We start from the raw sequence: 14,731 nt of genomic DNA, 5'->3' as shown, positions 1-14,731 counted from the left end.
CATGTTCGGATAGCAGCCGTGGATACGACTTACGAGGGCACCAAGCGCGAGATCTCAACCGAGAAGGGCGTTCTGCGCTATCACGAGGCCGGTGAGGGGCCCGTTCTGCTGCTGCTCCACGGCTCCGGTCCGGGTGTCACCGGCTGGCGGAACTTCCGCGGCAACCTGGGCTTTTTCGCCGAGCACTACCGATGCCTGGTGCTGGAGTTTCCCGGCTTCGGGGTGAGCGACGACTTCGGCGGCCACCCGATGCTCGACGCACAAGCCGCGGTGCCGGCGTTCGTCGACGCCCTCGGACTGGACCGGGTCGACGTGATCGGCAACTCGATGGGCGGCGGGGTCGGCATCAACTTCGCGATCAACCACCGCGATCGGGTCGGCAAGCTGGTCACCATCGGCGGCATCGGCACCAACATCTTCAGCTCGGGCCCCAGCGAGGGCATTCGCCTGCTGCAAGAGTTCACCGAAGACCCCACCCGCCAGCGGCTCGTCGACTGGCTCAACTCGATGGTCTACGACCCCGCGCTGGTGACCGAACAGCTCATCGAGGAGCGGTGGGCGCTGGCCACCGACCCCGAAACGCTGGCCAGCGCGCGGCGGATGTACGGCAAGGCCGCGTTCGCGGCGATGACCAAGATGATGCGCAACGCCGACTTCCCGCTGCCGTGGGCCACCATGCACAAGGTGAAGGCACCCACGCTGCTGACGTGGGGCCGCGACGACCGGGTCAGTCCGCTGGACATGGCGCTGATCCCGATGCGCACCATCGAAAACGCCGAGCTGCACGTGTTCCCCAACTGCGGGCACTGGGTGATGATCGAGGCCAAGCAGGCCTTCGAGACCACGGTGCTGGGCTTCCTGCAGCGCGACTAGCCCGGTGTGGGCGTCGTGAGCAGCTCGAAGCCGCGATACCCGGACGCGGCGACGTCGGCGCAGATGTCGTTGTAGGCACCGAAGCCGCCGATGAAGAGCATGAAAACCCGTGGCTTGCCTGCCACATTGGCGCCCATGTACCAGGAGTCGGCCCGCGGGAACAGCGTCGTCGCGGCGCGCTCGTCGAGTTCGGCCAGCCAACGCTCGACAGCCTCCGGGGTGGCCTCGATACCGGCGTATCCGTGGGAGTCGAGGTAGGAGATGGCATCGGCGATCCAGTCCACGTGCGATTCGGCATGCAGCACCATGTTGGCCAGCACCGCGGGCGCGCCGGGACCGGTGATCACGAACAGGTTCGGGAAGCCGTCGTCGCCCAGCCCGAGATAGCTGCGTGGCCCGTCGGCCCAGTCGTCGGCAAGCCGCTCTCCCCCGCGACCGACGATGTCGATCTTGCCCAGCGCTCCGGTCAGCGCGTCGAATCCGGTGGCGAACACGATCGCGTCGAGATCGACATGGGCATCGGTGGTGTTGATCCCGGTCTCGTCGATCGACGTGATCGGCGTTCGGCGCACACTGATCAGCGTGACGTTGGGCCGGTTGAACGTCTGAAAGTAGTTGGAGTCGGTGCAGATCCGTTTGGATCCGATCGGGTGATCGTCGGGGATCAGCAGCTCGGCGACGTTCGGGTCATCGATCACGGCGCGGACTTTCTCGACCCAGAAGCTGCGGGCCTCGTCGTTGGCGGCCTGGTCGGTCAGCTGATCGGGAAAAGTCTTCGAGTACAACACACCGCCGAGCTGCCAACGCCTTTCATAGGCCGCGCGCCGCTCCTGCGGGGACACCTCGAAAGTCCGCTTGGCCGAGCCGACATAGGGCGAGCCACCACCGCTGCGCATCGAGGCGCGGCGCCGCTCGGGATAGCCGGCCTTCACCTCGGCCACCTGCTCAGCGCTCAGCGGCGCATTTCCCGCCGGGATGCTGTAGTTGGGGGTGCGCTGGAACACGTAGAGGTGCTCGGCCTGCTCGGCGATGATCGGAATCGACTGGATCCCTGAGGAACCCGTGCCGATCACCGCCACCCGCTCAGTGGTGAAGTCCACGCCGTCGTGCGGCCAGTGCGCGGTGTGGTAGACCGCACCGCCGAACCGCTCCAGACCCTCGAAGCGCGGGGTGATCGCCGCCGACAACGCCCCGGTTGCCATCACCACGAACCGGGCGGTGACGCACTCACCGGAATCGGTGGTCACCGACCAGCGCAGGGCGGTTTCGTCGAGCACGGCCGACATCACCCGGGCACCGAAGGTGATGTCCCGGCGCAGGTCAAGGGTGTCGGCGACCCAGTTCAGGTAGGCGAGGATCTCCGGTTGCGCGGCGTACTTCTCGGTCCACGTCCACTCCTGTTGCAGGTGCTCGGAGAACGAGTAGCTGTAGTCCACGCTCTCCACGTCGCACCGGGCTCCGGGGTAGCGGTTGAAATACCAGGTGCCGCCGACCTCGGGTGCCGCCTCGAAGACCCGCACCGACAGGCCCTGCCCGCGAAATCGGTGCAGCGCGTACAGCCCGGCGAACCCGGCACCGACCACCACCACGTCGAGCGCATCGTCTGCGGTGCTCACGCCTGCAGCGTAAGTCGGCGCCCACCGAGTTGCCCCGCTCATCGGGACATTGCCCGCAGCCGACGGTCCCCCGGGGTGAGGATGGCATCAACAGCCCAGACCCGGACAAGGACGCACGATGACCGTTTCGGTGCTCGACAAGACGAGAGAACTCGCCGACCAGCTGCGTGAGCAGGCAGTACAGGCCGAGAAGATCGGCAAACTCACCGACGAGACGGTCAAGGCGATGAAAGACGCCGGCCACATCCGGTTGCTGCAGCCGGCGAAGTTCGGCGGGCTGGAAGTGCATCCGCGCGAGTTCGCCGAGACCGTGATGGCGCTGGCGGCGCTCGACCCGGCGGCCGGCTGGATCAACGGCGTGGTCGGCGTGCACCCCTACCAGCTCGCCTATGCCGACCCCCGGGTTGCCGAGGAGATCTGGGCGGACGACGTCGACACCTGGGTGGCCTCGCCCTATGCACCCCAGGGCATCGCCCGGCCGGTGGACGGCGGCTACATCTTCAACGGGCGCTGGCAGTTCAGCTCCGGTACCGACCACTGCGACTGGATCTTCCTCGGCGCGATCAAGAGCGACGCCGACGGCAAGGTGCAGATGCCGCCGCAGATGCTGCACATGATCCTGCCGCGCAAGGACTACACGATCGTCGAGGATTCCTGGGACGTGGTGGGCCTGCGCGGCACCGGCTCCAAGGACGTCATCGTCAAAGACGCGTTCGTGCCGGACTACCGCGTGATGGACGCATTCAAGGTGATGGACGGCACCGCCCAGCGCGAGGCCGGCATGACCGACACCCTGTACCTGATGCCGTGGTCGACGATGTTCCCGCTGGGGATCTCCTCGGCGACCATCGGCATCTGTGAGGGTGCCCTGGCCGCGCACCTGGATTACCAGCGCGAGCGGGTCAGCGCGGCCGGCACGGCGATCAAGGACGACCCGTACGTGATGTACGCGATCGGCGAGGCGGCCGCCGACATCAACGCCGCCCGCCAGGAGATCCTGGCCAATGTGGACCGGATCTACGACATGGTCGACTCCGGCAAGGAGGTCTCCTTCGCCGACCGGGCGGCCGGACGGCGTACCCAGGTCCGCGCGGTATGGCGTGCGGTCAGCGCGGTGGACGAGATCTTCGCCCGCTCCGGCGGCAACGCGATGCGGATGGACAAGCCGCTGCAGCGGTACTGGCGCGACGCGCACACCGGGATGGCGCACGCCATCCACGTGCCGGGCACCACCTACCATGCCGCCGCGCTGAGCTCGTTCGGCGTGGAGCCGCAAGGCCCGCTGCGGGCAATGATCTGACGGGAGCGCACCGGTGAGCCTGTTGAAGAGCCTCGGCTACGTCACCATCGCGACCGCCGACATCGATCGCTGGCGGCACTTCGCCTTCGGTGTGCTGGGATTCGCCGAGGGCAAGGGCCCGGACCCGACCGCGTTGTATCTGCGGATGGACGAACGGGCCGCCCGGATCATCGTGGTGCCCGGTGACGGTGACCGCATCGTCACCGTGGGCTGGGAGGTCCGCGACCACGCCGCGCTGGAGCAGCTGAAGGTCGTCCTCGACGGCGCCGGGGTGGCGTACAAGCAGCTGTCGCAGTCCGAGGCCGACGATCGGCGGGTCGAAGAGGTCGTGGCCTTCGACGATCCGGCAGGTACGCATCTGGAGGTGTTCCACGGCGCGGTGCTCGACCACAGTCCGGTGGTGACTCCGTTCGGGGCCCGGTTCGTCACCGGCGACCAGGGGCTGGGCCACGTCGTGTTACCGGCGCTCGACGCGCCCGGGTTGTTCGACTTCTACACCGGGGTACTGGGATTCGTCTCCCGGGGCGCGTTCCGCGTGCCGCTGCCCAAGGAGTTCGGCCCGATCCGGATCCGCTTCCTGGGTATCAACGAACGGCACCACAGCCTGGCGATCGCACCGTCGACCCACCAGCGTGATCCGGGATTGATCCACATGATGGTCGAGGTCGACAGTCTCGACACCGTCGGTGAGGCACTGGACCGTATCGCCGCCGAGGGCTTCCAGCTGTCCTCCACCCTGGGCAGGCACACCAACGACAAGATGGTCTCGTTCTACGTCCGCGCTCCCGGCGACTGGGACATCGAATTCGGCACCGGTGGGATGCGGATCGACGAAAGTCGTTACACCGCCGAGGAGATCACCGCCGACAGCTATTGGGGCCACAAGTGGGTCGGCGATCTGCCGGCAGCCATGCGGCCCTGACATGAGCAGCGACGTCCGACCGGTCCCCGCCGCATCGGTGACCCGTTGGGACCACGAGGCCGACGTGGTGATCGCCGGTTTCGGCGTCGCCGGTGCGGCCGCCGCGGTCGAGGCCGCCGGGGCCGGTGCCGATGTGCTGGTGCTGGAACGGGCCGGCGCGTGGGGCGGCGCCGCGGCATTGGCCGGCGGGTTCATCTATCTGGGCGGCGGCACCGGCCTCCAAAAGGCCTGCGGCTTCCCTGATTCTGTCGACAACATGGCGGCTTTCCTCAACGCCGCGATGGGCCCGGGCGCCGACGCCGAGCGCATCGCCGACTACAGTGCCGGCAGCGTCGCCCACTTCGACTGGCTGGTGGACTGCGGGGTGCCGTTCAAACCGGAGTTCTTCGGCGAACCGGGCTGGGAGCCGCTGGGTGACCAGGGTCTGATGTACAGCGGCGGAGAGGACGCCTACCCGTTCAACACCGTCGCCGAACCCGCGCCGCGCGGGCATGTGCCGCAGATGCAGAACAAGAAGCAGGGCCAGGCCAGTGCCGGCTTCATGCTGATGAAGCCACTCGTGGAGACCGCGATCGGCCTTGGGGTCCAGGCACTGTACGACGTTCGGGTGCAGTCGCTGGTCATCGAGTCCGACGGCCGGGTGGCCGGTGTCACCGCCCGCCAATACGGCACCGACATCGCGATCCGGGCCCGCCGCGGGGTGGTGCTGGGCACCGGCAGCTTCGCCTACAACGACTCGATGATGACCCGGTTCACCCCGCGGATCGCCGGTCGGCCGATCTCAGCGGTGGAACAGCATGACGGGCACGGCATTCGGATGGCACAGGCGCTCGGGGCCGACCTGGCCCACACCGATGCCACCGAGGTCGCGTTCGTCGTCGATCCCCAGCAACTGGTGCGTGGCATCCTGGTCAACGCGCGCGGGCAGCGCTACGTCGCCGAGGACACCTACCCGGGCCGGGCCGGTCAGCTCACGCTCTACCACCAGGACGACACCGCCTACCTGATCATCGACGAAGAGGGCCAGGAGCAGGCGCTGGCATCGCAGACACCCAAACTGATTCTGCGCAAGCCGAAGTGGGTGTGCGAGACGGTCGCCGAACTGGAGGCCGAGATGGGCTTTCCCACCGGGAGCCTGCAGGACACCGTGGCCCGGTACAACGAAGGCGCGGCACGCGGTGAGGATCCGGTGCTACACAAGAAGGCTCGGTGGCTGCGCCCGATCGGCAGCCCGGTGGGCGCCATCGATCTGCGGCACGCCACCGGCGGCTTCCCGCTGGGCGGCCTGCGCACCAGCCTTGACGCCGAGGTACTGCACGTCAGCGGCGAGCCCATTCCCGGGCTGTACGCCGCCGGGCGCTGCACCGCGGGTCTCGCCGCGTGGGGCTACGCCAGCGGGATCTCGTTGGGCGACGGCAGTTTCTACGGCCGCCGTGCCGGCCGGTCGGCCGCGCGCGGATAACACTCGACAGCAGGTCAGTGGAATGTCTCGATGATCGCTTCGCGAGGCGGGCGCCAGTGCAAGCCGAGTTCCGAGAGCGTCTGACGGTCATCGGTCGGGATCGCCGCGGTGATCAACTGCGCCGCTTCGTAACTGAATCCAGAGCTGACCGGCAAATGACGACCGGCGACATCCGCGATACGACCCAGCGCGCGGAATACCCCTGGACTCATCGGGATCCGCGTGATCTTTCGGCCGGAGCCCACCTCGATCGCCGAGATCATCTCGTCGAAGGTGAGAAACATCCCGCCGCACAGATAACGTTTCGGCCCCTGACCCGGCCGCATCAGCGCGCAGTGAACGTCAGCCACGTCGCGCACATCGATCATCATCATGCCCGCATGACGAACGCGAGGCGCCACACCACCTTTGACAATCGCCGCCCAGCCTTGTTCAGTGACTCCGGGCGGGGTGGCATAGGCGCTACCGACGACGCTGGCCGGGTAGGTCACCACCACGGGCGCGCCGGCGTCCTGCATGCGCCGGGCCGCGCGATCGGCATAGGATTTCGTCCGCGCGTACGCTGACTTGCCTTTCGCTGTCGGGCTGTTCGGTGTGATCACCGAGCCGGCCGGCGGGAACAGCGCACTGTAGCTGCTCACCACCACGATGGGATCGAGCCCGCGCTCAGCAGCCTGGTGGATGATCGCCTCGGTGGCGTAGGCGTTGATCTCCCACATCAACTTCTCCCGACGATCGTCGGTCCCCACCACCCCAGCGGCGTGCACCACAGCCTCGCAGTCGGCCATGAAGGCGGCCACGTCGGCAGGTTCGCGCACGTCGCCCCGATGGACGGTCACCGTGCCCAGCTCCGACAGCCGGCCGAGCAGGACCGGGTTCTCCCAGCCCGGCTCGGCCAGCAGCGCAACACTGTGCCCGGCGGTGAGCAGACCGCGTACCACGTGGGCACCGAGATAACCGGTTCCCCCGGTGACTGCGACCTTCACTTGCCCGGACCGGATGCCATGGCCTTGGCATCGAGACCGCCGAGGGAATCCTGACCGACCTCCGCGTTGTGTGCATGCGCGAAGTGGTGCAGCCCGAACACGGCGTCCATGCCGTTTCGCAATCCCATCTGGTCTTCGCACTGGTTGACCGCACGCTTGGCCAGCGCGAGACCGAATCTCGGCATCGCCGCGATACGCTCGGCGATTTCCAGTGTCGCGTCGCGTAGCTCCGTCCTCGGCACCACGCTGTTGACCATCCCGATTTCGTACGCGCGCTGAGCACCGAATCTCTGCCCGGTGAACAGCATCTCTTTGGCGAATCGGGGGCCGACGATCCACGGGTGGGCGAAGTACTCGACCCCCGGAATCCCCATCCGCACCACGGGATCTGCGAAGAAGGCGTCGTCGGCCGCGACGATCATGTCGCAGACCCACGCCAACATGAGACCGCCGGCGATGCATGCTCCCTGCACCATCGCGATGGTGGGCTTGGGGATCTCCCGCCAGCGTCGGCACATCCCCAGATACACCTCGACCTCACGGGCGTAGCGCATGTCGCCGCCCTCTTTGTCGACATGGTCCCACCACAGCGCCGCCTTGTTGTCGTACGAGACGTGGTGGTCGCGGTCAGGGGTGCCGATGTCGTGACCGGCGCTGAAATGCTCACCGCTGCCGGCCAGCACGATGACCCGCACGTCGTCGTCATCGACCGCACGCTGGAAGGCCGCGTCCAGGGCATACGTCATGACCGAATTCTGGGCGTTGCGATATCGCGGTCGGTTCATCGTGACCAGCGCAGTCGAGCCAACGACTTCGTAGGTCACCACATCATTGAGTGCCGTCATCTCGAGTCCTCCACCCCGATCCGTGTGTGCAGACCACTGTGCGCCACAATCGGAATCCAGTCCCGCCGTAGGTGCCATTCACTGGGAGTCGACCAGATCACACCCAGGCCGGGATCATGCCGCCGTCGACTTTGACCGCCGCGCTCGCCGCAGTCGGTACACAAGCAGCCTGTGCACATACCGCGGTATCCCTGCGGTAGGTACCCGCCGTGGCCAGTGGGTGGCGCGGAAGTATGCGTCCGATCCCCCGTCGACGAAGATCACGCTGCCGCAGAGGAAGTCAGCAGCGTCGGAAAGCATGAATCGCATCCACTCCGCCAGTTGCCAGGTGGTGCCGAAGCCTCCCACGGGGACCGGGAACGAGGTGACGGCCTTCGCCTCGCGCGGTGTCGCGAGCTGTTCACCGAGCAGCGGTGTATCGACGGCACCTGGGGCGATCGCGTTCAACCGTATCCCGGCGCCGGACCACGCCTGCTGCACCGCGCTCAGGCGCACCCACCGCATCAGCGCGATCTTCGAGGCACCGTACGCCATCGCCGGTGCCGCCGATCGGAAGATTCGCACTGCGCGCACCGCGGCGCTGAGGTCACCGCGCAATAGTGCGCGCACCGCCCGTCCGGGCACCATGGGCATGGTGGTCGCCGAATTGCTGCCCACGACAACGACCTTCGCGGAGCCGGTGGCCGCGAACGCGGGCCGCCATGCCTCGGCCAACTCGACAACGCCGAAATAGTTCACCGCCATGATGGTGGGCACGTTGTGCACTCCGGGCCGGGGGCCGACCCCTGCGGCCAGCACGGCGCCGTCGAGGCGCCCATCCGCCAAAGCAAGCACGGCGGCGGCAGCAGCTGAGCGTCCCCCGGCGCTCGAGAGGTCGGCGATGACCTCGGTGTCACGAAGGTCCACGCCGATCACCCGGTGGCCCTCACCGCGCAGCCGGTCGGCGACGGCCCTTCCCATCCCGGACGCCGCACCGGTCACGGCGTAGACGCGCTCGACACCGGTGGTCATCGTTGCGTCGCCCCGGCATCGACGGGCAAGCTGACCGAGGTGATGTAGCGCGCCTCGTCGGAGGCCAGAAACAGGCTGGCATTGGCGACGTCGCGCGGATCGACCCACGGCACTGGCAACAGATTCATGTGGGTCGCGGCTTCTGCGAACTCGTCCTTGGTCGGGGGCCGGCCCAGGTCGGGACGAAATGCGCTGCTGACCACCTCGTTCTGGATCATCGGCGTATCGACGTTGGTCGGGTGCACACAGTTGACCCGAACGCCGAACGGTGCCAGATCAATCGCGAGGCTGCGCATCAGGCCGACGACACCGTGCTTGGCGGCCGTGTAATGCGCGACGCCGACCAGGCCGCGCAATCCGGCGATCGAGCTGACCAGCACGACGGAGCCTGCCCCGCGTTTGATCAGGTGGGGAATGGCCGCGGTACAGGTGTTCCACACCCCGGTCAGATTGACGTCCACCATTGTCCGCCACATCGATTCCGACATCTCGGTTGCGGGCGCGCGTGAGGTGATTCCCGCTGTGGCGCAGACGATGTCGATCCCGCCGAAATGCCCGGATCCCCGGTCCGCCGCTGCCCGAAGGTCACCGAGATCGCGCACATCGACGACACCGGTCGAGATGCGGCCACCGACTTCTTCGACCAGCCGTGCTGTCTCGTCAAGGTCGTCTGGTGTGCTGGGCGGCACCCGTACCGACTCGACACGTCCGCAGATGTCGACACCGATGATGGCCGCACCCTCCTCGGCGAAGCGCAGCGCCTGAGCGCGGCCGATGCCGCGTGCCGCCCCGGTGATGAATGCGGTCTTTCCCGCCAGCCGCCCTGTCATGTGGTCTTCTGGGTCAGGCCCGCGTCGACGACGAGTTGGGCACCGGTGATGTACCGCGCGTGGTCAGAGGCGAGAAACACGACGGCATCGGCAATGTCGACGGGCTCGACCCACGGCACCGGAAGCAGATTGCGCGCAGTGAGTACCTCGGCGGCGTCTGCCTCGGTGGGGTCGTCGAGATCGGGCCGCAATCTCTTGTAGGTTGCCGCATTCCGCACCATCGGGGTGGCGACCGCGCCGGGGTGCACGGTGTTGACCCGAATGCGGCGCGGGCCCAACTCGTTGGCGAGCGTGCGGGCCAAGCCGACGACGGCGTGCTTACTGGTGGTGTAGTGAGCGGTACCAGCGGTGCCACGTAACCCGTTGGTGGAGCTGATGATCACGACGGCACCGCCATCGGAGCCGAAGTGAGGCACGCCGGCCCGGATCGTGTGCCATACCCCGGTGAGATTGACATCGATGGTGCGCTGCCAGTCGCGGGGATCGATCTGCCACGCGGGGCCGCCGGGCGTGTGGATGCCGGCGTTGGCCACCACGACGTCGAGCCGGCCGAGACGCTCGACCCCTGTGTTGACCGCAGCGGTGACGGCGCCGAGATCGGCGACATCGGCTGTTCCGATGACGGCACGCCGGCCCCGAGTGGTGACCTGATCCGCGGTATCGCGAAGGTCGTCGGTCGCACCGATGTGGTCGATCATGATGAGGTCGGCACCCGCGTCAGCGAACCGCTCACAGTGCACGCGACCGGTACCCCGGCCCGCACCGGTGACCAGCACGACCTTGTCGCGCAAGCCTGCCGACATCTACGGAGCCTTGAGCAGGTCGAATCCCTTGTATCCGGCGGCGGCCACCTCGTGGCAGATGTCCAGATACGTGGCGAAACCACCGATGAACAACATGAATTGCCGGGGCTTGCCGGGCACGTTCGCGCCCATGTACCAGGAGTTGGCCTTGGTGAACAGCGTCGCTTCGGCCCGCTGCGCGCATTCCGCGATCCAGTTGTCCACCGCGTCGGCAGTCGGCTCGATCCCGGCGTAGCCATGGCTTCCGAGATAGCCGATGGCGTCGGCGATCCAATTCACGTGGGCCTCGGCGTGCAGCACCATGTTCGCCAAGACTGCCGGCGCCCCCGGCCCGGACACCAGGAACAGGTTGGGGAATCCGTCGGTACCCAATCCGAGATAGGTGCGCGGCCCGTCGACCCAGTCGTCCACCAGACGCTGGCCCCCGCGGCCGACGATGTCGATCTTTGCCAGCGTGCCGGTCATGGCGTCGAATCCGGTGGCCAAGACCAGCGCGTCGATCTCGAAGTGCGCGTCCGAGGTCGCGATTCCCGTCTCGTCGATCGACTCGATCGGCGTCTTGCGCACGCTGACCAACGTCACGTTGGGCCGGTTGAACGTCTGGAAGTAGTTGGTGTCAGTGCAGATCCGCTTGGTGCCGATCGGATGGTCGTTCGGAATCAGTAAGTCAGCGAGCTCCGGATCGTCGATCACCGATCGGATCTTCTCTTCGTAGAACTTGCGGGCTTCCTCGTTGGCTTCCAGCGAGACCATCTGGTCGGTGAAGGTCTTCGAGAACAGCACACCGCCCAATTCCCAGCGCTTTTCGAACGCCGCCCGGCGTTCCTCGGGTGTTGCCTCCATGGTCAGCTTGGAATGCGCGATGTGCGGAGACCCGCCTCCACTTCGCCACGACATCCGGCGCCGCTGCGCATAGTTGGCCTTGGTGTCGGCGATCTCTTCCGCCGTCAATTCGCGATTGCCGGCTGGGACGCTGTAGTTCGGCGTGCGCTGAAACACGTACAGCTGCTGAGCTTGTTCGGCGATGATCGGTATCGATTGGACGCCGGAGGATCCGGTGCCGATCACTGCCACGCGCTTGCCGGTGAAGTGGACGCCGTCGTGCGGCCAGTGCGCGGTGTGGTAGACCTCGCCCCGGAAGGTGTCCAAGCCCTTGAAGTCGGGGGTGATGGCCGCCGACAGCGGCCCGGTGGCCATCACGACGAAGCGGGCCTCGACGCTCTCGTCGGCATCAGTGGTCACCGTCCAGCGCAATGTGTGCTCATCGAGCACCGCACTCGTGACCCGGGTGCCGAAGGTGATGTCGCGGCGCAGATCGAGCTTGTCGGCAACCCAGTTGATGTAGGCCAGGATCTCGGGCTGTGCAGCGTATTTCTCGGTCCACGTCCACTCCTGCTGCAGCTCGTCGGAGAACGAGTAGCAGTAGTCCACGCTCTCGACGTCACACCGGGCACCTGGATAGCGGTTGTAGTACCAGGTGCCGCCCACGTCGGGTGCCCCCTCGAACACCCGCACGGACAATCCCTGCGTGCGGAACTTGTGTAACGCATACAGGCCGGCGAACCCGGCACCCACCACGACGACATCCACCGAGGTCTTCGATTCACTGCTCACGTGCCGAACGGTAGGTCGTGCAACGGTGCCGGTATGAGGTCTCTCCCGTTCACCGGACGCCAAGACGGCGCACCCCGGCCGCCGCCCGCCAGAATCGATGCCCATGGTCGACAGCGGCAGTGAGGCGATCGCCCCGGGGCGCGGTGTGGTGGTGACGGTGACGGATGTCATCGCCGAGGGTGCCGACGCGAGGTCCTTCGTGTTCGCGATTCCCGACGATCACCGCGACAGATTCGGGTATCGGCCGGGGCAGTTCCTGACGCTTCGAGTCCCCAGCGAACTGACCGGGTCGGTGGCCCGGTGTTATTCGCTCGCGAGCTCGCCGCACACCGATGCCGCGCCGAAGGTGACAGTGAAGCGGACCATGGGCGGTTATGCGTCGAACTGGTTGTGCGACAACCTTTCTTCTGGCGCTTCCATCGAGGTGCTGCCGCCGTCGGGAGTATTCACCCCGGCCGACCTCGATTCAGACTTCCTGCTGTGGGCAGCCGGCAGCGGGATCACACCGGTGATATCGATTCTGAAGTCCGTCCTTGCCGCCGGCACGGGGCGGGTGGTGCTGTGTTACGCGAACCGCGATGAACGCTCGGTGATCTTCGCGGCTGAGTTGCGCGAGTTGGCGGCGCGGTACGCCGGAAGGTTGACGGTGCTGCACTGGCTGGAGTCCGTGCAAGGTCTTCCCACTCGCGCGCAGATGCGCGGCTTCAGCCAGACGGTCTTCGCCGGTTCGGCGGCTTTGCAATCGTTCATCTGTGGGCCGGCGCCGTTCATGGCGGTGGTCAAAGCGGCTCTCACCGAAGCGGGCGTTCCACGGGAACGGGTTCACCTCGAAGTGTTCGAGTCGCTGACCGGCCACCCCTTCACCGACGATGTCGCCGCGGTGCAGGCCGATCCCGATGGTGCTGACGGCGCCAGCGTGCTTCTCGACCTGGACGGACACAGCCATCGCCTGCGATGGCCACGGCGAGCGACTCTGGTCGACACCATGATCGCGGCGGGCATCGACGTGCCCTACTCCTGCAAGGAGGGCCGCTGCGGGTCGTGCGCGGCGACCGTGGTGCGCGGCGAGGTGGAGATGGCCACCTGCGACATTCTCGAACCGGAGGATCGCGCCGCCGGCCTGATCCTGGCCTGCCAGGCAAGGCCGGTCTCCGACGACCTGCATATTGCGTTCTGAGCCGTGCGACAGCAGCTTTCCGCTGACCGGGAACCGACGCCGCGGCCCGCATCGCGGCGGTCCACGATCGGTGAGAGTCAGCGACGATAGGACCAGATGATGACTGAGCGGGTAATCGACCGGGTGCACCAGATCGCCGAGGAGCTGCGCGGCCAGGGCGCCGAGGCCGAGACGATCGGCAAACTCACCGACGAGACGGTGAAGCTGATGAAGTCGGCCGGGAACATCCGCCTGCTTCAACCCAAGATTCACGGCGGGTTGGAAGTTCATCCTCGCGAGTTCGCCGAGACGGTCATGGCCACCGCTGCACTCGACCCGTCGGCCGGCTGGATCAACGGCGTGGTGGGCGTGCACCCCTACCAGCTGGCGTATGCCGATCCGAAGGTCGGCGCCGAGATCTGGGCCGATGACGTCGACACCTGGGTGGCTTCTCCGTACGCCCCGCAGGGCGTCGCCAGGCCGGTCGACGGCGGCTACATCTTCAACGGCAGGTGGCAGTTCAGCTCCGGCACCGACCACTGTGACTGGATTTTCCTCGGCGCGATGATCGGTGACGCCGAGGGCAAGCCGGTGATGCCGCCCCAGATGCTGCACATGATCCTGCCGCGCACGGACTACGAAATCGTCGAGGACTCCTGGGATGTCGTGGGGCTGCGGGGCACCGGCTCCAAGGACGTCATCGTCTCCGATGCGTTCGTGCCGTCCTACCGCACGATGGACGCGATGAAGGTGATGGACGGCACCGCTCAGCGCGAGGCCGGCATGACCGAGACGCTGTACCTGATGCCGTGGTCGACGATGTTCCCGCTGGGTATTTCCTCGGCCACCATCGGCATTGCCGAAGGCGCGCTGGCCGCCGCGCTGGATTATCAGCGTGAACGGGTGAACGCCAGTGGCGTGGCCGTCAAGGACGACCCCTACGTCATGTACGCCATCGGGGAGGCGGCCGCTGACATCAATGCTGCCCGGCAGGAATTGCTGGCCAACGCCGACCGAATCTACGACATCGTCGACGCCGGCAAGGAGGTGTCGTTCGAGGACCGCGCGGCGGGCCGGCGGACCCAGGTGCGTGCGGTGTGGCGCGCGGTGTCAGCGGTCGACGAGATTTTCGCGCGGTGCGGCGGCAATGCCGCACGCATGGACAAACCGCTGCAACGGTATTGGCGGGATGTCCACGTCGGCCAGGCGCATGCGATCCACGTTCCGGGAACCGTGTTTCACGCCTCTGCCTTGAGTTCGCTGGGAGTGGACCCGCAGGGACCGCTTCGGGCCATGATCTGACGGGAGAATCC

Annotated in this window: 13 protein-coding genes; 6 read left to right on the top strand and 7 right to left on the bottom strand. The window is 66.9% G+C overall.

What is annotated here, in order from left to right; all coding sequences use genetic code 11:
• Nucleotides 1–18: 18 nt before the first annotated feature.
• Nucleotides 19–873, top strand: coding sequence for an alpha/beta fold hydrolase (locus MSZK_RS18090; protein ID WP_371411357.1), 855 nt, complete (start codon nt 19–21; stop codon nt 871–873).
• Here MSZK_RS18090 and MSZK_RS18085 read toward each other — a convergent pair.
• Entirely contained in the window at nt 870–2,489 is a 1,620-nt protein-coding gene (locus tag MSZK_RS18085) for an NAD(P)/FAD-dependent oxidoreductase (RefSeq protein WP_233211375.1), read from the bottom strand. The genes MSZK_RS18090 and MSZK_RS18085 overlap by 4 nt on opposite strands.
• Nucleotides 2,490–2,607: 118 nt before the next feature.
• Between MSZK_RS18085 and MSZK_RS18080 the strand changes: the two genes are divergently transcribed.
• Genes MSZK_RS18080 through MSZK_RS18070 form a run of 3 tightly spaced genes read left to right on the top strand, consistent with a single transcriptional unit; the run spans nt 2,608 to nt 6,173 of the window.
• Entirely contained in the window at nt 2,608–3,789 is a 1,182-nt protein-coding gene (locus tag MSZK_RS18080; RefSeq protein WP_099250066.1) for an acyl-CoA dehydrogenase family protein, read from the top strand.
• A 13-nt stretch (nt 3,790–3,802) separates the two neighbouring features.
• Nucleotides 3,803–4,711, top strand: coding sequence for a VOC family protein (locus MSZK_RS18075; RefSeq protein ID WP_199203383.1), 909 nt, complete (start codon nt 3,803–3,805; stop codon nt 4,709–4,711).
• 1 nt (nt 4,712) lies between these two features.
• On the top strand, nt 4,713–6,173 hold the full coding sequence (locus tag MSZK_RS18070; RefSeq protein ID WP_099250065.1) for an FAD-dependent oxidoreductase: 1,461 nt from the start codon (nt 4,713–4,715) through the stop codon (nt 6,171–6,173).
• Nucleotides 6,174–6,187: 14 nt separating this feature from the next.
• Here the strand turns inward: MSZK_RS18070 and MSZK_RS18065 are convergent, their stop codons facing one another.
• The 6 genes from MSZK_RS18065 to MSZK_RS18040 form a co-directional block, all read right to left on the bottom strand.
• Nucleotides 6,188–7,159 (bottom strand): NAD-dependent epimerase/dehydratase family protein, encoded by a 972-nt coding sequence (locus MSZK_RS18065; RefSeq protein ID WP_099250064.1) that lies wholly within the window; start codon nt 7,157–7,159, stop codon nt 6,188–6,190.
• Nucleotides 7,156–8,004: an enoyl-CoA hydratase gene (locus MSZK_RS18060; protein ID WP_099250063.1), complete on the bottom strand. Its 849-nt coding sequence runs from the start codon at nt 8,002–8,004 to the stop codon at nt 7,156–7,158. Before MSZK_RS18060 ends, MSZK_RS18065 begins: the two co-directional genes overlap by 4 nt.
• Nucleotides 8,005–8,118: 114 nt before the next feature.
• Entirely contained in the window at nt 8,119–9,015 is an 897-nt protein-coding gene (locus MSZK_RS18055) for an SDR family oxidoreductase (RefSeq protein ID WP_099250062.1), read from the bottom strand.
• Nucleotides 9,012–9,845 (bottom strand): mycofactocin-coupled SDR family oxidoreductase, encoded by an 834-nt coding sequence (locus MSZK_RS18050; protein WP_099250061.1) that lies wholly within the window; start codon nt 9,843–9,845, stop codon nt 9,012–9,014. The genes MSZK_RS18055 and MSZK_RS18050 overlap by 4 nt, the downstream gene beginning before the upstream one ends.
• Nucleotides 9,842–10,648, bottom strand: a complete 807-nt coding sequence (locus MSZK_RS18045) for a mycofactocin-coupled SDR family oxidoreductase (protein WP_099250060.1) — start codon at nt 10,646–10,648, stop codon at nt 9,842–9,844. Before MSZK_RS18045 ends, MSZK_RS18050 begins: the two co-directional genes overlap by 4 nt.
• Nucleotides 10,649–12,223 (bottom strand): NAD(P)/FAD-dependent oxidoreductase, encoded by a 1,575-nt coding sequence (locus MSZK_RS18040; RefSeq protein WP_233211386.1) that lies wholly within the window; start codon nt 12,221–12,223, stop codon nt 10,649–10,651.
• Between the two features lie 142 nt (nt 12,224–12,365).
• On the opposite strand from MSZK_RS18040, the gene MSZK_RS18035 reads away from it, so the two are divergent.
• The gene (locus tag MSZK_RS18035; protein WP_233211374.1) at nt 12,366–13,439 is read left to right on the top strand and encodes a ferredoxin--NADP reductase; all 1,074 of its coding nucleotides are present in this window, start codon (nt 12,366–12,368) and stop codon (nt 13,437–13,439) included.
• A gap of 99 nt (nt 13,440–13,538) precedes the next feature.
• Nucleotides 13,539–14,720 carry an acyl-CoA dehydrogenase family protein gene (locus MSZK_RS18030; protein ID WP_099250149.1) on the top strand — a complete coding sequence of 394 codons (1,182 nt, stop codon included), beginning with the start codon at nt 13,539–13,541 and terminating at the stop codon, nt 14,718–14,720.
• Nucleotides 14,721–14,731 lie beyond the last annotated feature (11 nt).

Source organism: Mycobacterium sp. shizuoka-1, from assembly GCF_002723835.1.
GTDB lineage: Bacteria > Actinomycetota > Actinomycetes > Mycobacteriales > Mycobacteriaceae > Mycobacterium.
Note: the sequence above shows the minus strand (reverse complement) of the source record. Positions and strands in the feature narration are given on the sequence as shown.